Origin of the sequence: Streptomyces canus, from assembly GCF_001514145.1 — a bacterium.
Lineage (GTDB): Bacteria > Actinomycetota > Actinomycetes > Streptomycetales > Streptomycetaceae > Streptomyces > Streptomyces canus.
On record NZ_KQ948676.1, the window covers coordinates 66,426 to 86,555 of the forward strand.

General features: G+C 69.7%; 14 protein-coding genes, 1 tRNA gene and 6 pseudogenes. 12 read left to right on the forward strand and 9 right to left on the reverse strand.

Features of this window, described 5'->3' with window-relative positions:
- Window positions 1-31 precede the first annotated feature (31 nt).
- From AQJ46_RS56700 to AQJ46_RS58590, 4 genes are all read left to right on the forward strand, one after another.
- Window positions 32-301 carry a hypothetical protein gene (locus tag AQJ46_RS56700; protein WP_059210886.1) on the forward strand — a complete coding sequence of 90 codons (270 nt, stop codon included), beginning with the start codon at window positions 32-34 and terminating at the stop codon, window positions 299-301.
- Window positions 302-346: 45 nt separating this feature from the next.
- Window positions 347-1,684, forward strand: coding sequence for a PASTA domain-containing protein (locus tag AQJ46_RS43530; protein WP_225887564.1), 1,338 nt, complete (start codon window positions 347-349; stop codon window positions 1,682-1,684).
- Between the two features lie 38 nt (window positions 1,685-1,722).
- Window positions 1,723-2,643, forward strand: a complete 921-nt coding sequence (locus AQJ46_RS43535; protein ID WP_059210887.1) for a hypothetical protein — start codon at window positions 1,723-1,725, stop codon at window positions 2,641-2,643.
- Window positions 2,644-2,902: 259 nt separating this feature from the next.
- Complete coding sequence (locus AQJ46_RS58590; protein WP_263972904.1) at window positions 2,903-3,028, forward strand: hypothetical protein; 126 nt, start codon at window positions 2,903-2,905, stop codon at window positions 3,026-3,028.
- A gap of 422 nt (window positions 3,029-3,450) precedes the next feature.
- Here the strand turns inward: AQJ46_RS58590 and AQJ46_RS43540 are convergent, their stop codons facing one another.
- Both AQJ46_RS43540 and AQJ46_RS43545 read right to left on the reverse strand, forming a co-directional pair.
- Window positions 3,451-5,751 (reverse strand): hypothetical protein, encoded by a 2,301-nt coding sequence (locus AQJ46_RS43540; RefSeq protein WP_059210888.1) that lies wholly within the window; start codon window positions 5,749-5,751, stop codon window positions 3,451-3,453.
- Window positions 5,752-5,754: 3 nt separating this feature from the next.
- Window positions 5,755-5,826 (reverse strand) — tRNA-Gln (locus AQJ46_RS43545).
- Between the two features lie 31 nt (window positions 5,827-5,857).
- Between AQJ46_RS43545 and AQJ46_RS43550 the strand changes: the two genes are divergently transcribed.
- From AQJ46_RS43550 to AQJ46_RS43560, 3 genes and pseudogenes are all read left to right on the forward strand, one after another.
- On the forward strand, window positions 5,858-6,502 hold the full coding sequence (locus AQJ46_RS43550) for a hypothetical protein (RefSeq protein WP_159064162.1): 645 nt from the start codon (window positions 5,858-5,860) through the stop codon (window positions 6,500-6,502).
- A 473-nt stretch (window positions 6,503-6,975) separates the two neighbouring features.
- Window positions 6,976-7,359 (forward strand): hypothetical protein, encoded by a 384-nt coding sequence (locus tag AQJ46_RS43555; RefSeq protein WP_059210890.1) that lies wholly within the window; start codon window positions 6,976-6,978, stop codon window positions 7,357-7,359.
- Window positions 7,360-7,590: 231 nt separating this feature from the next.
- Window positions 7,591-7,941, forward strand: a pseudogene (locus AQJ46_RS43560) (hypothetical protein).
- 60 nt (window positions 7,942-8,001) lie between these two features.
- On the opposite strand, the gene istB reads toward AQJ46_RS43560, so the two are convergent.
- The 7 genes and pseudogenes from istB to AQJ46_RS58595 form a co-directional block, all read right to left on the reverse strand.
- A complete protein-coding gene (istB, locus tag AQJ46_RS43565) occupies window positions 8,002-8,841 on the reverse strand; it encodes an IS21-like element helper ATPase IstB (protein WP_282691541.1) in 840 nt (279 codons plus the stop codon).
- Window positions 8,838-9,152: pseudogene (locus tag AQJ46_RS53200) on the reverse strand (IS21 family transposase); the annotation flags it as partial. The gene istB and the pseudogene AQJ46_RS53200, both read right to left, overlap by 4 nt.
- Window positions 9,152-9,899, reverse strand: a pseudogene (locus AQJ46_RS43570) (NAD(P)-dependent alcohol dehydrogenase); the annotation flags it as partial. The pseudogenes AQJ46_RS43570 and AQJ46_RS53200, both read right to left, overlap by 1 nt.
- Before the next feature lie 693 nt (window positions 9,900-10,592).
- A complete protein-coding gene (locus AQJ46_RS43575; protein WP_059210891.1) occupies window positions 10,593-11,162 on the reverse strand; it encodes a TetR/AcrR family transcriptional regulator in 570 nt (189 codons plus the stop codon).
- Window positions 11,163-11,334: 172 nt separating this feature from the next.
- Window positions 11,335-12,633, reverse strand: a complete 1,299-nt coding sequence (locus tag AQJ46_RS43580) for an SNG1 family protein (protein WP_059210892.1) — start codon at window positions 12,631-12,633, stop codon at window positions 11,335-11,337.
- Window positions 12,630-13,754 (reverse strand): 4Fe-4S binding protein, encoded by a 1,125-nt coding sequence (locus AQJ46_RS43585; protein WP_059210893.1) that lies wholly within the window; start codon window positions 13,752-13,754, stop codon window positions 12,630-12,632. Before AQJ46_RS43585 ends, AQJ46_RS43580 begins: the two co-directional genes overlap by 4 nt.
- Before the next feature lie 505 nt (window positions 13,755-14,259).
- A pseudogene (locus tag AQJ46_RS58595) lies at window positions 14,260-14,481 on the reverse strand (serine hydrolase); the annotation flags it as partial.
- 328 nt (window positions 14,482-14,809) lie between these two features.
- Here AQJ46_RS58595 and AQJ46_RS54780 point away from each other — a divergent pair.
- From AQJ46_RS54780 to AQJ46_RS55735, 5 genes and pseudogenes are all read left to right on the forward strand, one after another.
- Window positions 14,810-14,893 (forward strand): annotated as a pseudogene (locus AQJ46_RS54780) (short-chain dehydrogenase); the annotation flags it as partial.
- A gap of 125 nt (window positions 14,894-15,018) precedes the next feature.
- Window positions 15,019-15,897: an alpha/beta fold hydrolase gene (locus AQJ46_RS43595; protein WP_059210895.1), complete on the forward strand. Its 879-nt coding sequence runs from the start codon at window positions 15,019-15,021 to the stop codon at window positions 15,895-15,897.
- Window positions 15,898-16,002: 105 nt separating this feature from the next.
- Window positions 16,003-17,676, forward strand: a complete 1,674-nt coding sequence (locus tag AQJ46_RS43600) for a CocE/NonD family hydrolase (protein ID WP_059210896.1) — start codon at window positions 16,003-16,005, stop codon at window positions 17,674-17,676.
- A gap of 1,588 nt (window positions 17,677-19,264) precedes the next feature.
- Window positions 19,265-19,516, forward strand: a pseudogene (locus tag AQJ46_RS57815) (IS110 family transposase); the annotation flags it as partial.
- Window positions 19,517-19,644: 128 nt separating this feature from the next.
- Entirely contained in the window at window positions 19,645-19,818 is a 174-nt protein-coding gene (locus AQJ46_RS55735) for a hypothetical protein (RefSeq protein WP_159064163.1), read from the forward strand.
- Window positions 19,819-20,130 lie beyond the last annotated feature (312 nt).

Genomic DNA, 20,130 nt, shown 5'->3' on the forward strand with positions numbered 1-20,130 from the left:
AGATCACCTGGCGCCCAGTCAGGGCGCCCGGATGGTCATCGCCGCCTGGGAGTGGCGCGGCTACGCCTTCGCCGACTGGGGGACGACCGCCCCGTACAGCTACGACCGCTTCCTGCTGCGCTACTACAGCTCCTACGAGCCCCGGGGAGAACAGCGCGAGCTGCGCGGCGGCACCTCCGGCCGCGCGTGGGTGCAGAAGCGCACGACGGGCAGCTACCGCTTCATCGTCGAGGGCTGCGACGACGGCACCTTCGGATCGACGTGCCGCCAGGGCTGGACGCTCTCGGCCAGCACCCGCTGAGTCGGCGTCACCACACCACACCACACCACACCAAGAGGGATGGGCATGCGAAGCATTCGGGGGACCTTGGTGGCGATCCTCGTCACCCTCGCTCTCGGCCTGACGACCACCGCCTGCACAGGCGTGTTCGCCAAGGTCGCCGTCAAGGCGGTCGCCCGCGGAGCGCCGGCCGCCGCGCCCTTCTTCTCCGAGGCGCTGCGCCTGGGGACAGACACTCTGGTCGGCGAGGCCCTCGGTCTTGAGGGCGGGACGAAGAAGGGCGACCAGCCCGGCCTGTACGGCGGCTCCCGCAACAAGACGGGCTGCGCCAAGTCCAAACTCGCCCGCTTCCTCAAGGACCCGGCACACCGCCGTAAAGCCGCGGAGTGGGCCAGGGTGCAGGGCATCGACGTCGACGACATCGAGGGCTTCGTGAAGAGGCTCACGCCCGTGGTACTGCGCAACGACACCCTCGTGAAGAACCACGACTACAAGAAGGGCAAGGCAGTCGCCTTCGACGCCCTGCTGGAAGCGGGCATCGCCGTCCTGGTCGACCTGTACGGAAAGCCGGTCGTGCAGTGCAGCTGCGGCAATCCGCTCGGCGCCTTCGAGCACGACGTCGACAAGGCCGACGTGACGTTCAAGGGCGAGAGCAAGAAGTGGACGTCGTATGACCGCGAGAAGGTCGTCAAGATCGAGCCCACGGAGGTGAAGTCGGAGGTGAAGAGCTACCAACTCGTCGACGTCGACAGGCAGGACGCAGGAATCGTACGGCTTCCGGGCACGGACGGAACGCGGGACGAACCTCTGCCGGACGACCCCGGCACCCAGGACGCCGAAGTCGCCGTTCCCACGGTGACGGACATGCCGGTTGAGGAGGCCACGCAGATCCTTACTGCGCAGGGGCTCAAGGTGCAGACGGACAGCGGGCTTTCCGGCAGCGACGGGGCCTCCGTCAGCGCCGCGCCCGGTACCGTCCTCGGCCAGAGCCCGGCGGCGGACGAGCAGGTCGCCAAGGGCACCACCGTGACACTCACCGTGGCACCCGGCGCGGAACCGTCCGTGACGGAATCGCCCTCGCCGTCCTCATCTTCCCCGCCGTCCTCGTCCTCCTCACCGACTGATGACACGGGTACGGCCATTGACACAGGTACGACGATGGTGATCGCGCTGGCGGATGCGCCGGTTCGTGAGTCCCCGTCGTCCACCAGCAGCCGGCTCAGCCGTGTCACAGCGGGAGGCCAGTACCCGGCCACCTGCTACGGCTCCGGCGAGACCACCAACGCCCACGGCTCCATGAGCGACATATGGGTGCAGCTCAGTCTCAAGTCCGGGGGCTTCGGCTGGGTTACGGCCACCGCGCTCCAAGAAGACCCGGCCGCAGGGGGCCTTGGCCAGTGCTGAGCCGTCCTCACCGCCTCACAAGAACCAACGGGGGATTCATGTACCGCAACGAGATCCAGTACGGCAGCACCACAACCGACAACACCACTCCTCGCCCCACCGCGCGCCGGGTCAGGACCCGCGCAGCCGCGATCGCTCTCGTCAGCCTCCTCGCGGCCGGCGGGGCGGCCTGTGCCGCGCCGGCCGAGCAGAGCGGCTCACCCGGCACGCCCGCCAAACAGAGCGACACCAAGGGCGGCACCAAGGACAACGGCGGTGACGACACCGCTGCGGCCGGGACGCCTGCGGCCGCGCTCGGTGGCGACTCGAACATCGTCGCCCTGGCCGGGAACTACGGGTCCGACACATGCCGGAAGGGCTACGTCTGGCGCGAGGCCCGCCCGACCGACCACGTCTGTGTCGACCCGCGGGTGCGCGATCAGGCCCGCAACGACAACGCCCAGGCCGACGCCCACCGCTCCCCCGGCAACGGCGGCAACGGTCCCGACGCCTGCGCCACCGGTTATGTCTGGCGCGACGCATACCCGGGCGACCTGGTCTGCGCCGACCCGCGGGTCCGGGAGCAGGCCCGCATCGACAACGCCCAGGCCGACGACAGGCGGGTGTCCACCCGAGTGTGGAAGTCCCGGTGGTACCCGGGGAGTCAAAGCAACGGCGACACCGGCACCAGCAGGAGCGACCAGGACATCCCGCGCATCCAGCTCAACGGCGACCACTACAACCTCGGCCAGGTCCGCCTCGTCATCCGCCGCAACAGCGACAACCGCGTCCTGTGGTCCGGCACCGTCAACGCCACCAGGCACGCGGGCTTCGCCGGCGGCAGCTTCGGCAAGCGGACCAACCTGACCGACTGCTCCGCCTACGGCCGCCCGGTGAACGGCCACGCCCAGGCCTACGACGTGATCTCCAACCGCTGGTCGGCCCGCCTGCCGGTCTCGGTCGGCTGCGCCACGCTCTGACCTGCCCTGCACGACTCCGGTGGTCATGCCGGCCCACCCACAGAGCCGCACTCGACGAGTGCGGCTCTGTGACGTCGGGTCCATACCACGCTTCCTCTTGTCCGCGCTGGAGATCAACCGAAGGAGATCAGCCCGTCCGCCCCACGCCACCGAACATGGCGACCTCCGCGGGAAGTTCGGTGGCCCTCGCCCTCCGGGTGCCGGTGGTTGCAGGAGACGGGGGTGCGGTGATCGGAATCGGCAGACGGAGCGGGCGTCCGTGGAAGCGCGGATGTGGGACGCACTGGTCGGTGTGGCGAAGCAGGCCTACACCGCTGGGCTGGGCGAGGGCGCGGTGTCTCGTCCGCTCATCATGCCGCTGGTGCGCGCGAGCTGCTCGGGATGATCTGGCTCCGCCCGATCAAGGTTGGCCAAGCTGATGTCGGCGGCCGGAGGGCATCCGGTCTGCGCGTACCCCTGAGCCAGGCGGTCGGCTGAGGAGGAACGCGTCGTGGGGATCCGGGTCGTGGCGCCAGGAGCGCATCAGGCCCGGGGCGTCGCGGGTGGCTTGAGTGAGTTCGACACGCATCCGGTCGCGCCAGCCCATCAGGTTGCGGCGCACTCCCGGATCGAGGACGACCGCGCGCACTCCTCCGGCGTAGACGAGTTCGTCACCTGCCCGGCCTTGCTCCAGCAGGCTTCCGGGCCACCATGCGCGACCGCACGCCTCGGCGACCGCTTTCAGGGCAACCGTCCGTTATCGCGCCTGCCTCCCGGCGATGCCCCTCCTGCTCGGTCGGTCAGCGCGGGAGGCGGCCCCTGGAGGCGTCACCGCATCCAGTGACCGTCGGTGCTCCATCCCAGGAAACGCCTGCTGCGGCAGGCGTCCGCCGTTCCGTCACCGCCGAAGGTGCCGCCCTCGGCGACCAGGGCCAGGCCCGTGAGGGCCGGGGCCAGACGGGGCTCGACGTGGCTGGGGTGCCGGGCCGTCTCCGCACCCAGGCCCACGATGAACCGTCGCTGCTCCTCGGGCGGACACAGGGACAGGAAGAACACCATCTGGCGCCACGCGTAGGCGGCATCCTTGATGGTGCTCAAGGGGCGCGGGTTGTGGTGGACACGAGCGGTCAGCCGGCACACGGTGACGAACGAGCGGTGCGCCAGGTCGGCCCAGCCAGGCCGTGGAGCGATGCCCACCCGGTGGACCAGCGTGGCCAGGTTGTGCGTGGTGAGGATCTGCGCCTGCTCGATCACCGTGCCGTTCGCGGCGACCGACCAGGAGCCCGGCGTCGTCCCGGCTCGCCCGGTGGCCAGCCGCGCGAACCCGGGAGAGGTCGGGGCGCGATGTGAACGGGTCGGGGCCGTGCCCGTTTCGGCGATCGCCAGATCGCGGACCTCCGCATAGTCGATGCCGTAGTACCGCTCGTACAGCGTGCCGCCCAGCAGGTCACCGGCGATCCGCGCCGCCGTCAGGAACTTCCGGCTGAACTCTCCCATGAAGATGTCGGCGGCCAGCTCCTCCACGAACGGAACGCCCAGGGCGCACTGCCTTTCCAGCACGCTGAGTTCGCGGACCAGCGGGTTGGGCAGGATGGTGCCCGGAAACGCCTGCACGGCCAGTTCGCCCAGCTGTCGCAGCACGGTCAGTGCGCCTTCGCCGTCGGACGTGCCCGATACGGCGGACCGCCGGCCGGACACCGCCCGCACCCAAGGCAGTTCCTCGATACGCACCTGCCGCTCCAGGTTGAGCAGCAGCAGGGAGCGGCGGTTGCGGAATGCCCGGTAGTGGGCGGCCATCAACGCCCGCAGCCTTTCGTCGCCGTACGCCCGCGCGGTGGCAGCGGCGACCAACTGCGGTACCAGCTCGGCCAGAACCTCGGCGGAGGGGACGACACCCCGTTCCACGAGGGTACCGAGCGGAGCGCTCAGTGCGGACACGACCACTTGCCCGATGGCGGGCGGCAGGACGGCCCCGACGGGCAGCCCTGCCGCCCGGCTCTCCTCCTCGCTCACCGGGCGAAGCAGCGGATCCACATCCGGGATGCCCGCCTGCTGGGGAAGGGCGTCGAGTCGGCGCAACACGAGCTGGGCCAGGGCGTGGTGGGAGGGCAGCTCCGCCTGCGCGGCCTGGCTGCGGCGGAGGGCCGTATGGCCTGGCGAGCCGGGCCGACCGCGCCGTCGCACCATGGACTGCACCGCGTGCCGCAACAGGCCGAGCCGACGCGCGTCCAGCGGCCGTCCGGCGACGACCTCCTCCAGCGCACCTCGCAGAATGCCCAGGTTCTCCTTGGGGTTGCGGTGCTTGGTGCAGAGCGTGTGCTCCGCGGCGAGCAGCCGGTAGCGGCCGAGCAGGACCTCGGCCCGCGCCAGCCAACCGGGGTCCGGGGCGTGTGCCAGGACCCGGCCTTCCTCGGCCGTCCGCAACCAGTGTGCGAGGAGCTCGTCTCCGAACGGCTGCCAGACGGTGAGTGCTTCTCGCTGGGTCTCGACGGCCCTGTTCGGTCGTCGTCGCTCCAGGGTGACGACCGCGTCCAGGACGGTGCGCCTGTGGACATCCGTGCCGGTGTCCGGCGCGGGGCGGTCCGTCGGACGGGGCAGGAAGCGCAGCCGGTCGGCGAACGGTTCCAGTTCCGCCAGGAGGTCCAGCGCCGCGTCCGTCTCCCCGTGCCGCACCAGCCAGGCCATGGTGAGCAGTGCCGCCTCCTCGGGGACGTCGATCCGGTAGCGGCCGCCGTCCAACAGTGCCCACAACCATGTGAATCCGGGCTCGGTGAGACAGTGGGCGAAGATCGCACGGCGCTCTGCGGGCACCCCGAAACTCCGGGCCGTCTCGGTTTCGTACGGCTGGAGCGGGCCGGCCGCGCTCGCGGTCCCTGTGGCGAAGCCGCCGCGCAGCACCTCGGGGGTGACCCAGGCCGGGAACCCCGCGACCGGGGTCCGCGAACCGATCGTGAGCCGGCCCGCGGCCATCCCTACGAGGACCTCCCGCCAGCGCTGCCCGCGCACCTCGGCGCGGCGCCGGGTGTCGGGGTCCTCATGGGTCAGCGCGGTCATGAATGCCTTGGCCAGCCGGCCTGCGGCATACGAGGGCGGCGCGGTCAGAGGCTGCTGCTCAGCGTTGTCGTTCATAAGCCGACGTGGCAGGTTCCGCCCCTGCGCCCTCCGGGTCCAGAGCCCGGTGCTCTCCTGCTGAGCTACACGTCGATGAGCTCCGAAATTAGCCGTGGAGACGGGCATGGCTCAACCGGATTTCGCCCGTCGGGCGACGCAGCCGGGGCGGCCCTCAATAACCTTGGTGCTCAACGAGGGACACGTGCCGGCGATCGAGCAGGGGATCATGAGCACCGAACTCACCTACGGGCCACCAGAATTTCCCGAGGACCGCCCCGGCGGTTACGGCGCATCACCTGCCGCCGAGTCGCCAGACGTCCTGCTCGTCGTGGCGACGATGACGGCAACGCCGTTCCTGCAGGCGATCTCCACCTACTTCGGGAACGCTCTGGCCAAGGGGATGGGTTCCAGGACGCGCGACATCATGCACCGGTTCATCCGTCGGCAGGCGCGAGCGCGTCTCGACGAGCCGTCCGACGTCGTGGATCTCATCCACCTGCGGACCGAGGACGGGTGGCTGGTCGAGATGAAGGTGACCGTCGAACCGGAGGCCCTCGCTCAGCTTCCTGAGCTGTGCGCCGCGGACGCACCGCTCGGCGGGTCCGATCGGCGCCCCGGCACGGCGGCGACGATCCGCTGGGACCACGACGGCTACTGGATCGCGGCGACGGTACGTGAGGACGGCCATCATGTCGCCTTCACCTGGGATCCAGAGGCGAAGCAATGGAGCGAGCGCACGTACCGCCGCCCCCTTCCCGTCACCACCTAGGACGCGACTCCGGGCAAGCGGCTGCGGTCGGCTTGCGCCGGTCCCGGTGAGCTCGGTCAGATACGTCCATGGACAGTGCGACAGACGATGTGGATCAGGTGATCGCAGGCGAACGGCGACTCATGGATCCACGTGTCCGCGCCTCGCGGGAGCTCGCCGGGCGACTCCTCGACCCGCGGTTCGGGAAGGTCGCTGGATCCGGGCGCCGGTGGACGTACGAGACCATGCTCGCAGAACTGCCCGATCATCCGGGTAGTTCACCTGCCGGCCGCCGGTTCGAGCCTTCGGACATCTCGGGCGCGCTGCTGGCCCCGGGGTTGGTCCATCTGACGTTCCAGAACGTCCTCGGCGAGCGCAGGACCAGGCACAGTTCGATCTGGCACAGAGGTGGCGGGGCGTGGGGTGGCGGATGTACTACCACGAGGCGACGCCTGTGCCTCCCGGCCTCCGAACCTGAGGGGCAGACTGCGTTCATGCAGCTGCCCACCGAAGCCGTTACCGCCACCGTGCTGATCGAGGTCGTACGGATCTCCGCCCTTCCCGCCAGGTGGGACGTCCCGTACCCCGGCACGGCGGTTGCTCACTGGGCCGGGAGCGAGGCCGACGCCGCCCTGGCCCTGATCGAGAGCCTGCCCGGCAGTGAACAGCACCGCTGCGGCTTCTCGCCGGGCTGGAGCGTCCGGGCCTACGACGACTCTCTCGATCTGGCGCTCTTCGAGGCGGCGTTCTGCTTCACCTGCCACGAGGTCCGCATGCGGGGAACGGCGGTGCCGCCCGCTCTGGCCACGCAGTTCTTCGACCCGGGCGCCCTGCCGGCCCGAACCCTGCTGTCTCTCTTCCGCAAGGAAGCCCCGTAGGCGACCGAGTGGATGAGCGTCACGACAGAGGCCCCGGGCGGCACGATGAAGGCCTTCTCACTCTCTCCAGGGAGCCAAGGCTGGTCAAGCAGTGTGGACGATCACGTGGTTCCCCATGGCTAACCTCACGTAATTCCCGAGGTGGCCGTCCGCCCTCGCAGCGGCCTTGGTGCTCAGACGGCAGCGTTGCGCCTCGGGAACCAGCGAAGGCAGCTGATCGTCTTCCCGGACATGCCTTCCGTTCTCATTCTTGGAGTCGATCCGAACACGGTGCCTGGTATGGACGGGGACGTGATCCGCGCGGCCCTCGACCAGGAACTGGCACGTTTCGGTGACCGTGCCATCGACGCATGAATGACGCTGATTGCGCTGGATGAGTCAGCAGAGCCCGCGATGATCGCGGCACTGTCCGAGCGCGATTGGGACGTCGTCGTCATCGGTGGCGGGATCCGCAAACCGGAACCCCTTCTGCCGCTCTTCGAGCAGGTCGTGAACCTGGTCCGAGGGCATGCGCCGAAGGCTGCGATCGCGTTCAACACCAGCGGTGGCGACAGTGTCGAAGCAGCCAAGCGGTGGCTGTGAACCCGGGCCGGCCTGGTCAGCCGTGCCCGCCCAGGTAGCCCTCGGCCGTCGCCTCTCCTGCTACCACGTCAACCCCAGTGCGGGGGGTGGGAGTTTGTGCCGCAGGAGGGAACGCGGACAACTGGGCGTGGCGTCAGGTGGCCGACGGCTTGTCGGTGGGTCCCTTCTGTCGCTTGTGTTGGGGCGGTAGCCGGGGCAGTTCATGATGATCTGGTGGCTGGCGTTGATCAGGCGGTCCAGGAGCGACTCGGCGACGACCGGGTTGGGGAAGAGCGCATACCAGTCGCTGGGCGCCCGGTTGCTGGTGATGATCAAGGACCGGCCTTGCCGCTCGGAGACGAGTTCGTAGAGGTCGTCGGCCTGGGACGGGTGCAGCTGCCGCATCGCGACGTCGTCGAGGATGAGCAGGTCGGGGCGGATGAGTTCGCGCATGCGCTTGTCCCAGGTGCGGTCCGCGTGGCCGCCGGCGAGCTCGGCCAGGATGCGGCTGGTCTTGGCGAAGCGGGCGTTGGCGCCCTGGCGGACGGCCTGGTGGCCGAGGGCCTGGGCGACGTGTGTCTTCCAGACGCCTACGGGTCCGAACAGAATGACGGACTCGCCGGAGTGGAGCCAGCGCAGGGCTGCGTGGTCACGGATCTGGGCGGCGGGCAGCTTCGGGGAAGCGTTGAAGTCGAAGCACTCCAAGGTGGCCTGCTGCTCGAACTTCGCTCTGCGCAGGCGCGGTTCGAGAGCGACGGACTCGCGGCGGGTGATCTCGCCCTGGCAGAGGACCTGAAGGAAGTCGAGGTGTCCCAGTTCGCCCTTCTGGGCCTGAGTGAGTCGGGCGTCGAGGGTTTCCAGCATCCCGGACAGCCGCAGGTTCTTGAGCGAGTCGCGCAGGGCGGTGGTCATCACACTCATCGGACGGCCTCCTGGGCGCAACCACAGTCCTGGTCGTCCTGGCTGTCGCCGGGCGTCTGGGTGGGGACGGCGGCGAACAGGCCCTCGGGGCCGTGCAGGAAGGCCGCGGCTCCGGCGTCACCGGTCTCCGGTTCCGGATCGGTCTCGGTCTCGGTCTCGGTCTCGGTCCCAGCGACCAGGATCCCCTTGACGGTGCGGTAGGACGGGTCGCCGACGGTGATCGCCTTTCTGCAAGCGGCTTCCAGACGGGCGTCGCCGTACTTCTTGCGCAGTCCGAGGACTCCCTGGGCCGCGCGGAGCCGGTAGAGGGCGCGCCGAAGTCCAGTGGCGCCGACACCGTGGAGACGATCAGGTCGAAGGAGCAGGCGAGCTCCTCGAACGTCTTCGGTCACTGGTCGCGTAGTAGTGGTCGGCGCCCAGCTTCAGGCCGTCGTCCTTCTTGCGCAGCGACGGGGAGAGGACAGTGACCTCCGCGCCGAGCGCCTTCGCGATCTTGACGCCCACGTGGCCGAGACCGCCCAGTCCGACCACAGCGACCTTTCTTGCCGGGCCCCCGCCCCACTGCTTGAGCGGCGCGTACGTGGTGATGCCCGCGCACAGCAGCGGCGCGGCGACGTCCAGGGACAGCCCATCGGGAATACGGACGACGAAGTTCTCGACGACGACGTGCGTGGCGTAGCCGCCGTAGGTGGGCTCTCCGTCACGACCGATGCCGTTGCACGTCTGGACAGCCCCCCCGGCACACAGTGCTGTTCCGGCCTTGCAGCTTTCGCACTCGCGGCAGGAGTCGACCAGACAGCCCACGCCCACCCGCTCGCCGACCTTGTACTTGGTCACCCCGGGGCCGACCTCGCAGACGACGCCCGCGATCTCGTGGCCCGGGACCATCGGGAAGATCGCCTCACCCCAGCCCTCGCGGACCTGGTGGATGTCCAAGTGGCAGATGCCCCCGAACTTGATGTCGATCAGCACATCGAACTCGCCGGCCGGGCGGCGCTCGATGGGGGCTCCATGGGAGCCTTGGCGGCGGGGGCAGCGTACGCAGCAACAGTGGTCATGCCGACGGTTCTCCTGGCTGAGGTTCCGCGCCCGGCCGCCTTCCGGCCGGACACGGTGGCCAGCGTCCCGGCCGGGCCGGTATTCACCCAGGTCACGGATTTGCGTATGCCCGCGATGCCTACCACTGGCTGGGGCAGGCTGTGTGCGTGCGACCGGGGATACTCAAGGCATGGACGAATCCCCCGAACCGGTGCACGAGCCCGCCTCCACCTCGCCGCCTCCGGCGCCGTCGATCCCGCCCGCGTCGTCTCCCATGGGCTCGACTGGGAGCAACTGCCTGACGCGCTGGCGGAGAAGCAGCTGAAGCCCGTCTTCTTACGGGACATCACCCCGGCTCCTGCCCCGAGCTGATCCCCGCCGCCCGGCCGCGGCATGCGGCCACGCACCGAGAAGCCCCGATGACATCGCCTCTGCCCCACCACTCCCCCACCAGCACCGCCCCCGGGCGACAAGACGAGGAGGAACTCCACCAGCGACGGACGGCGATCGCCAGGCGGGTCGGCGTCTCAGCCTTATCTCTTCCGGCTCTTCCCCTGACAAGAAGGCGATCTTCGGCACGCCCGCCAGTCCATGACGGACGCCTACGCACAACTGATCTCGACGCGCCCCAAACTCTCCTGACGCGGCCGCCCAGGCGCGAGGCGATGACCTGATCGGCGAACCCGTGGGAAGCGCTCCGGAAGGACGATCCGTCAGCGCACGCCCGCCGCGTCGAGCAGGGTGATCACCGTGGGCGCAATGAGCCCCGTCAGTTTGTCCGCGCCGATGCCCGCGCGGGCGCTGCCACCGTCGAAGACGAGGCTGAGCTGCCGGGCCAGCAGACCGGGATCGCTCGCCCCGGCGCGTTCGGCCTCGGCGCGGAAGAAGGCGGTCAGGTTCGCCTTGACCTGATGGGCGACCCGGCTCGCGGGGTGGCTCTGGTCCTTGAGCTCGATCTGCGCGGCCAGATAGGGGCAGCCGTAGAACTCGGGCGCGCCCGACTGCGCTTCCACCTGCTCGAAGACATGCAGGATCCGCTCCCGGGGGGAGCGGTCGTCGTCCGCCGCGGGCAGCAGCGCCGCCACGTAGGCGGAAGTGCGCCGCTCCAGACTCGCCGCGATCAGTTCGTCCTTGCTCTGGAACAGCTGGTACATGGAGCGCTTGGACACCCCCGCCGCCTTGCACAGCGCCTCGACGCCGATGTTGACGCCGTCTCGGTAGGTGAGCGTGGCCGCCGCCTCCAGCAGCCGCTCCCTGGGGCTTGGTTTCACTTCGGTGGTCATACCGCGAGGTTAACCCAAAGAGAAGCAAATGAAAACCGATCGGTTTCCATGGTGGCGTCCGCGCGGAAGCTCAGCGACGGCCCGAGGGAAGGCCGTCGCCGAGCCATGGTGGTGCACGTGCCCGTCGCCCCGGCAGGGGTGACACCCAGGGATGTGGCGAGGGTGGCCTGCGCTATGCCGGGGCCGCCGTCTTCTCGGGCGCCGTCTCCATCGGGATGCGGTGCAGCCCCTTGCGGTCATACCACCCCAGTACGCCGAAGCCGAACAGTGCGGCCGCCGCGAGTCCGGCCGCCATCATGACCCAGCCCCGCGTCAGGCCCGCGTCGCCCTGGGCGTCGTAGTAGAGGATCGAGCGGATTCCGCCGGTGATCTGGCGCAGGGGCTCGAACTCGGCGAGGAAGCGGTAGAAGCCGGGCAGTGCCTGGATGGGGGTAGTGGCGCCGGCCGTGGGTACCGCCATCCCGATGAAGACCAGCGTGACCACCAGCATGCCGGGCGTGCCGAAGACCGCGAGGAGGGTGAGCGCACCGATCCCGGTGACGGCGACGGCGCACACCGAGTACAGCCACAGCAGGGGCAGATGGGAGGCGTCCATGCCCATGATGCCGACCGCGCCCGCCATGACCAGGGTGCCCATCAGCAGGGACAGTCCGGCCATGAGGGTGCTACTGATGGCGAGGGTCTGGACCCGGGTCGCCCGGATCAGCGGGCGATGCAGGCGCAGCGGGCCCATGTCGTTGTGGGTGTAGCCGAGGGCGTGGTCGACCTGGCCGCTGATGACGTTGGCGGAAAGCATGCCGACGACCACGAGGGTAAGCGCGTAGTAGAACGCCGTCAGGCCCAGGCCGCTGTGCGAGTCGAGCGGATGGCCGTCCTTCACCGTGACGGCGGCCGGGTCGGCGAGCAGGATGCGTGCCGCGGCGGGCAGCTTCGCCTGCTGGGAGCCGGTCTGCGCGGTCAGTTGCCTGCCGAGCTGGAGCGAGGCGTGCTCAGCCGCGGTCGTCGTCGCCGTCCGGGCCAGGCTGGAGCCGATGCTGCCGGCGGACTGGTTGGTCAGCACCGTCAGCGTCGGGCGGGCCGGGGTTCCGGCGGGCGCTGTGCCGGTCAGTGCGGTGGTGGCCGAGGTGAAGTCGGCGGGAACGACGAGCGCGCCGAACAGCCTGCCCTTGCCGAGCTCCTCCTTCATCTCCTTCTGGTCCATCACCTTCCAGTCGATCTTGTCCCCGCCGGTGGTGGACTTCTTGATCGACTCGGTGATCCGAGCCCCGAGGTTGACCTGCTTGCCGCCGACGGCGGCTCCCTTGTCGGCGTTGACCAGGCCGACCGGCAGCTTGGTCATGTGATCGACCGGGTCGATGTTGGCGCCGACGTAGAAGACGGCGAACAGGAGCGCGAGTACGCCCGTGATGACGCCATTGGCGATCCACAGAGGCTTGGCGCGCAGGACGCGGAAGGGGTGAATGCCGCTCATGAAGTACGTGTCTCTCGGTCAGGGGACGCGGAACGTTTCGCCGGGGCCTGCCAGCCGCCGGTGACTTCCTTGACGGGTTTATGGGGGAAGCGGCGCCGGGCGTACTCCTGCGCGGGGGAACCCGGCAGGACGTACAGGGTTTCGTTCTTGTCCTGGAGCGGTCGTAGCACGGTGTCCATGAACGACTTGCGGTCGTCCAGGTACGGGCCCAGGACGTCCTCGCCGGCGGGGCAGACGGCAAGGCAGTAGCCGGACTTGTAGCCGGGGGGCGAGCTCAGGCTCTGCCACATGGAGGCGCTCTCGGAATCGGTGACCCGGGAGCGGTAGTCGGCGGCGTCCTCGCTGTCGGCCACGGTCTGCGCCCAGTCGGTGAACCCGCTCATGAACTCGCGGTAGTTGTGCGTGGTGCAGGCCAGGCCGTCGAAGGCGCCGTCCTTGTGGATGGCACCGACCGGGCAGGCGGCGACGCACAACTTGCAGTCGATACAGGGGTTGTAGTCCAACTTCTGCCCGTACTCGCTCACCTCGGCGTCCACCAGGACGGTCACCAGAAGGACGAAGCTGCCGAACTTCGGGTGGATGACGTTGCGGTGCAGGCCCATCACGCCGAGCCCGGCGGCCACCGCGACCGTCTTGTGCGCGACCACCCAGATCCGCTCCCGGGGGAAGCGGTCCATCTCCTGCGGGAAGCCGACGGACGGATTGAGCGCGCGGTAACCGGCGTCCTGCAGCGCCCGGGTGACCAGGCGGGCGGCGTGGTTGGCCTGCTCGTCGGTCTGGTGGAACTCCTGGTTGGCCACGCTCCGGGCCGGGGAGCGGCAATTGTCGCGGTTCATCCGGACCGCCATCGCGATCAGGGTGCGGGTGCCGGGCAGCGCGGACTGTGCGTACTCGCGCTCACCGGCCAGATCGGGGTGGTCCACGCTGACCGCGGCGGCGTCGTCCGCGCCGGCAGCCAGACACAGCTCGCGCAGCCACGCCGCGTCGATCACCTCCGGCGGGCGTGCCGCGCCACCCGCCCTGCGCCGGGCGAGTACGGCCTGCACCGACGGGTGGGCGGCCAACTTCGCCGGAAGCCTGGGACTCGGCGGTTGTCCCTCGGCGTCGCGCGCGGCAGTCATCCATGCTCCTCGTGACTCGGGTCCGGAACTCGCCCGCCTGCACGACGAGAAACCGATCAGTTTCACCACCGTAAACTGACCGGTTTTCACATGCAAGCCCGAGTTGCGGAACCGAGCCGCAGGCCCGAGTTGCCAACCACCCCCGCTCCACCCGTCTTCGAAGGGCGCCGGAACCGGTACTCCCGCCGACCGCACCCTCAGCGGCAGGCCACAGCCGGCGAGCGCGAACTCCGGCGGCTCGTTCCGGGACAGCACCAGGCAGACCAGACGGTGAGCCGCTCCCCAGACCGACAGCGCGATGACCTCGGGATCCGAGGCGGAACCGAACTGCCCGGCCCGCTGCCCGCGGCGTCGACGAGGGCCGGTACGTCTCGGCGACCCCACGCGACCTGTCCGCATCGGACGGGCACTGGGCGTCGCGGCCGAAGAAGAGGATCGCGCCAGGGTGCGGGTTGGCCATGGCGTACTCCCGATAGGTCGGCCCGAGACGGATCACGAACGTGAGCGCGTGGTAGGCGTACGCCGTCCCGGGCGCCCAGGCAGGTGCCTGCCGGGCCAGCGTGTCGGCGACCGGCTCCCAGGCGCGCAGATCCTCCGGGGTCACGTCCACCTCGGGCGCCACCAGGCCGGCCCGGTGCGCGAGAAGGTGCCGTACCGCCCCCGGCCGGGTCGTCCGCCGGACAGGCAGCGGCCAGACGCTCGACGAAGAGGCGCACGGCCTCCCGATACATGGCGCTGAGCAGACCGGCCTTGCTGCCGAACAGCGAGTGGACCGCCATGGCCGAGGCCTTCACGTCCACCTCCAGCTGTCGCGGGCTCAGCGCGACCGCGCCCCGGTCGAAAACCGTGGCGGCCGCGCGGCGCAGGAGCCGGAGCCAGAGGGCTTCGTCATACATCGTGGACCTGACCACGGCGCTATGGGACCTGCCGGCACGCCGGAACGACACCCTGAAGCCGGCCTGCCGCGACGGGTTCCTTCGATGGACTTGCACCCGGAAACCGATCGGTTTACTGTGATGGAAACCGAACGGTTTCCCCTTCTTGTGGAGGCAGTCATGACCGCTTTGAAGGACGCTGACGTCTTCGTCACCGGCGGCAGCCGGGGCATCGGCAAGGCGCTGGCGGAAGAGCTGTACGCCGAGCTGGCCAAGTAGGTCGCGGACCACAGCGGGCGCCGTAGCCCGGGCGACACCGGTGTCACCCCTCCCAGTCGAACCCGCACCCGAATCACCCATTCGCAGTTCACGCACAAGGAGTCGGCGAAATGCCCAGCCAGGAATCACGTCCCACGATCCACATCCCCGGGACCACCAGCCACACCATCGCCCCGCGCGCAGGACGACACAGCCGCGAGGGAACGCTGCGCTACCTCAAGGCGGGCACCGGTGCCCCCCTGGTCCTGCTGCACACCGTGCGCACCCAGGCCGAGCACTTCCGCCACCTCATCCCGCTGATCGCGGACCACTACACCGTGTACGCCCTCGACCTGCCGGGGATGGGCTACTCCGAGATCGTGCCCGGAGCGTCGTACGACGAGCCGGCCATGCGAGCGGGCGTCGAACGGCTCCTCACCGAACTCGACCTGCACGACGTGACGTTGGTCGGCGAGTCCATGGGGGCGGTGCTCGCCCTGACCACCGCGGCCGATCTCCCGGAACGGGTCCGGCGCGTCGTCGCGGTGAACACCTACGACTTCCGCGGCGGGATCGCCCGCTCCGGCCTCCTCGCCCGCGTGGTGGTCAGCGGTGTCCTCGCCCCCGGAGTGGGCCCGGTGATCGCCGGGGTGGAGCCCAAGCCCGCCCTCAGCAAGATCTTCCAGGGCGGCCTGGGAGACAAGAGCGCACTGCGCGAGGACTACGTGGACGAGCTGCTCCAGGTGGGCCGGCGCACCGGCTACCCGACCGTCGCCCGAGGTGTGTACCAGGCCCTGCCCAGTCTCATCGCGGCCCGCTCGCGCTACCCCGAGGTCAAGGCTCCCGTCCACCTCATCTACGGCGAGAAAGACTGGTCCCGGCCCTCGGACCGGGAGGCCGACAAGCAGCTGCTGCCGGCCGCCGACTTCACGCAGGTACCGAAGGCCGGTCACTTCATCGCCCTCGAACGGCCCGACGTACTGGCCGACCTGCTGAACACGGTGGCGTAAGCGTCCCGAGAGCGCCGTGGTCACCCCCTTTCGGGGGTGTCGCGAGAGTGGAGCCCCGATCGACCATGTCTCGCGAAGACGTCGTGGCAGGCAACGGAGCGGCACATGACGGAGATACAGATCGAGTTCGACGTACCCGTGGAGATGCGTGACGGCGCGGTGCTGCGGGCGGATGTCTACCGGCCCGGCGGCAGCGGACCGTGGCCGGTCCTGCTCAGCAGGCTGCCGTACGGGAAGCAGATGGCCCTGGCGATCGCCGTCCTCGATCCCCTGGCCGCGGCCCGGCGCGGCTTCATGGTGGTCCTCCAGGACACCCGTGGCCGGTTCGCCTCCGAGGGTGAGTGGGAGCCGTGGACGCACGAGGAGAGCGACGGGTACGACACCGTACGGTGGGCTGCCGCCCTTCCCGGCGCGAACGGCTCCGTCGGCATGATCGGCGCCAGCTATTTCGGCCACACGCAGTGGATGGCGGCGCTGTCCAAGCCGCCGGAGCTGAAGGCGATCGCACCGATGGTCACGTGGTCCGACCCGGACGACGGACTGTGGACGCGCGGCGGCGCGATCGAGCTCGGTATCACCGCGCCGTGGACCCTCATGATGGGCGCCGACGCAATGATGCGCCGGCACGGCACCGACCCCGCCACGCTCGTCGGCAGCCTCGGCAGGCTCGTGCAGGATCTCGACGGCCTGGCCGGCGGCGGCTACGGCGAACTGCCCGCCGGGCACTTCCCCGCGTTCGTCCGGCACGAACTTCCCGAGCTGGGCTACGAGCGGTCCCGGCGGGAGCCCGAGTGGGCGCGGGCCTGCCGGGTCGAGGGCCGGCACGACGAGGTCGACCTGCCCACCTTCCAGGTCGGCGGCTGGTACGACATCTTCACCCAGGGAACGCTCGACAACTTCACCGCGATGCGCCGCGCGGGCCGGTCCGCCACGCTGGTCATGGGGCCGTGGAGTCACGCCAACCAGCAGCACGTCATCGGCGACGTCAACTTCGGGTTCGCCGCGAACTCCGCCTTCATGGGCATGCGCGGCCCCCTGAACGGCCTCCAGCTCGACTGGTACCAGCGCACGATCGGCGACGGGAAGACGCTGGAGCCGGACACGGGCGAGGTGCTGCTGTTCGTCATGGGCGTCAACCAGTGGCGCGAGGAGACGGAATGGCCCCTGTCGCGGGCCGTGGACACGGACTTCCACCTGCGCGCGGACGGGCGCCTGACGCAGGAACCGCCGCCTGTCGCCGAGCAGTTCGAGGAGTTCACCTACGACCCGATGGACCCGGTGCCCACGGTCGGCGGAGCCCTGTTGCTGACCGACGACTTCCGTCCCGGGCCGCTCGACCAGACGGCAGTGGAGGCGCGCGAGGACGTCCTGGTCTTCACCACCGAACCGCTTGCCGAGGACACCGAGGTGACCGGTCGCGTGCGGGCGGTGCTCTTCGCCGCCACGGACGGCCCCTCGACCGACTGGGTGGCCCGCCTGTGTGACGTCGACGAGAACGGCGTCTCCCGTAACGTGACCGACGGCATCGTGCGGGTGCGGGCAGCGACGCCGGGCGAAGTGGCCGAGCACGTCGTGGACCTGTGGTCGACCAGCATCGTCTTCCGTGCCGGGCATCGCATACGGCTCCAGATCACCTCCAGCAACTTCCCGCGCTGGGACCGCAACCTCAACACGGGCGAACCGGAGGAGAGCGCGACCGCGGCCCGGGTGGCCCGCCAGCAGGTCTTCCACGACCCGGCCCGGCCCTCCCGCCTCGTCCTGCCGGTGGTCCCGGGCTGACAGGAAGCGGCGGGAGGGCCAACCGATCCGGTGTGGCGGTGGGCAAGGACGCCGACCGCTACCGCGGTGGCTTCGGCGAAGGGCGGCAGGCGTCCCGCTGCCCTTCGCCGATGGTCTCCCGGCAGGCACTTGGCCGTCGGCGATCTCCCCGGTGAAGCCCGACCCGCGCAACTCACTGAATCCATCAGTCGACTGGAGAGAGCTCGCGCCTGCCGTACTCGTTCACGGTGTTCCGGACACGCCCCGGGCCGGAATGTGGCGCCGGATGGGACGTCGTGGGCCACGACTGGGGCAGCGCCCTCACTGTGCACTTCGCCTCGCTGCGCCCCGACCTGGTGAGGACCTGGGCCGGCGGAGACTCGGGAATCAGCCCTGCGCTCGAGTGGATTCCCCCCCGAAGATCTGGCAGACACCCGGGCAGGAGAGCCCGCCCATCATGCCGACGAGGCCGTGAGCCGGCTGGACGCCACGATGAAGGACAACATCCTTCGCCTCGTCCGCTCGGGAATCCATACGGGGGCGGAGTGGGAGCCCGGTCCGGCGAACGTCACCAGCCCTCCCCTCGTGTTCTGGGGCAGAGACGACCAGTACCGGCCGGTGGAGTACGCCGACAGTCTCGCGGAGAACGCCAGGCCGCGAACGTCGTCCTGCTGGACAGCGGTCACTGGCCGCAGCTCCAGCAGCCGCGGAAGTCGCCGCCGCCCTGACACGGCACTGGGAAAGCGTCCCGGCTCAGCCTTTGTTCAAGCTCGCCGGGGTCACCTGACCTGCTGATCCCGGCTCGTTCGTGAGACAGCAGGACGGCCGTTTTCACGCTTCGAGGTGTCGAGCAACGTCGGACCGGCTGGTGTGCTGGGTGCGACTACCAGGCGGTCAGTGAGCCGTCGGTGTTTCGCCAGAGCGGATTGCGCCGGCGGTGGCCGCGTTCGGCCGGGGCGCGGACTGGCGCACGCCGGCAATACCGGGAGGCCACTTGCACCTGTACCGGTAGGGCGGCGTTTCGGGGTCCTGGCTGCGTGAACCGGTAGTCCGGGGTTCAGGATCCGGAGCTGTAGCGACTGAGCATGAGGGCGACGGCTTCGTCCACGATCGCGGCGTCGGTGGGTTGGGCGGGACGAAGTCGGTCCGTACGATTTGGGGCCACAGGAACTGGCTGCAGATCATGCCGAGGAATTGTTCGGCCACTTCGGATGCCGACTGGGGCTGTCCGTCGGCCGAACGGGAGTCGAGTGTGCCGGCCTGTGCCTCGGCGTCCGGGTAGTCGCGGAGCCGGTCGAAGAAGGGTCCGCGGTCGATGGCGAAGCCTGTGCCGACGATGTCGGCGAGTTCCGGCATCTGGGCAGCTCGGTGATGATCAGGCGGCACAGCGCCGCCGTGCCCGGCCATCGGCAACGAAATGGGCCGCGGACTTCGGCGATGGCCCATTGGTGTCGTCTCGGGCGGACGCCGGGTTTCACAGCTCGGGGTGGGGGTGATGCTGCTCGCAGGAGCGGGGAAGCTGCTGGTCATCCGGCATTCGGCAGGAGTGCGAGCCGTTCGAGGGCGTCTGTGATCTCGCGGGTCCAGGGCCAGTGGCGGGCAAGGCGGGCTGGCCCGACGTGCGCTCCGCAGTGCAGCCGATGTCGCCGCCCGCGCGCTCGAAGCAGCCCGGTCCCAGGTGACGGCTCGCCCGGGCGAAGAGCGGGCCGCGGAACTCGTGTGCGACCTCGCCCACCAGCTCCTCATGCTCGACGAATGGATCAAAGACGCCGACCGGGAGATCCGCGAAGCCTTCCACGTCGACGAGCGCGCCGAAGTCATTGAATCGCTCCCTGGCATGGGACCCGTCCCAGGGGCCGAGTCCCTCCACGGCCGTTGCAAAGTCGGTGATGGGCGATGTTCGTGCTGGTCACGCGGGGACGCCGAGGAGGTCCAGTGGGGCGGTGAAGGCGTCGATGACATTTCGCGGCGCACGGCGGCGATGCTGTCGTGTCCGACGTCGCGGAGGCGGCCGTGGGCGAGGGTGCGCAGGGTGGCCATGTTCTCTGGCCCGTGCCCGGTCCAGATCTTGCTGGCGTCCTCGCCGAAGGTGACGTCGCGGACGTGGTGCAGGGCTTCGATGCCCCAGTGGCCGCGCACGATCAGCGCCAGCCGGCGCGGTGATACTTGCGCCGAGGAGAGGCTGGGATTTTGCCCACCGATCGTCCAAGGTCGAGACTGGCAGCGGCCGAAACAACCTGCGGCCCCTGCACAGCGCTGAGGGACATCCCTCAGACATGGGCCGCCACTTCACTCAACGGTTACTGACTTCGGCTCGTCACCGTGAACTCTGGCGAAGTCCCTGATGGGTCTGGAGCGGTGCCTGTATCCCGTGGTGAGTGAGATACGCGGATGGGGGCGGGTTGGCTCCTGAGGGACGGCAGCGCCGAGAGACACTTCTTACGCCAAGCTCTTACCGGTAGCAATGGTCTGCCC

Bases quoted from the DNA above. Each gene is read 5' to 3' on its own strand.
- AQJ46_RS56700 (WP_059210886.1), top strand. From the start codon at position 32: ATGGTCATCGCCGCCTGGGAGTGGCGCGGCTACGCCTTCGCCGACTGG.
- AQJ46_RS43530 (WP_225887564.1), top strand. From the start codon at position 347: ATGCGAAGCATTCGGGGGACCTTGGTGGCGATCCTCGTCACCCTCGCT.
- AQJ46_RS43535 (WP_059210887.1), top strand. From the start codon at position 1,723: ATGTACCGCAACGAGATCCAGTACGGCAGCACCACAACCGACAACACC.
- AQJ46_RS43540 (WP_059210888.1), bottom strand. From the start codon at position 5,751: ATGAACGACAACGCTGAGCAGCAGCCTCTGACCGCGCCGCCCTCGTAT.
- AQJ46_RS43550 (WP_159064162.1), top strand. From the start codon at position 5,858: ATGGCTCAACCGGATTTCGCCCGTCGGGCGACGCAGCCGGGGCGGCCC.
- AQJ46_RS43555 (WP_059210890.1), top strand. From the start codon at position 6,976: ATGCAGCTGCCCACCGAAGCCGTTACCGCCACCGTGCTGATCGAGGTC.
- istB (WP_282691541.1), bottom strand. From the start codon at position 8,841: ATGAGTGTGATGACCACCGCCCTGCGCGACTCGCTCAAGAACCTGCGG.
- AQJ46_RS43575 (WP_059210891.1), bottom strand. From the start codon at position 11,162: ATGACCACCGAAGTGAAACCAAGCCCCAGGGAGCGGCTGCTGGAGGCG.
- AQJ46_RS43580 (WP_059210892.1), bottom strand. From the start codon at position 12,633: ATGAGCGGCATTCACCCCTTCCGCGTCCTGCGCGCCAAGCCTCTGTGG.
- AQJ46_RS43585 (WP_059210893.1), bottom strand. From the start codon at position 13,754: ATGACTGCCGCGCGCGACGCCGAGGGACAACCGCCGAGTCCCAGGCTT.
- AQJ46_RS43595 (WP_059210895.1), top strand. From the start codon at position 15,019: ATGCCCAGCCAGGAATCACGTCCCACGATCCACATCCCCGGGACCACC.
- AQJ46_RS43600 (WP_059210896.1), top strand. From the start codon at position 16,003: ATGACGGAGATACAGATCGAGTTCGACGTACCCGTGGAGATGCGTGAC.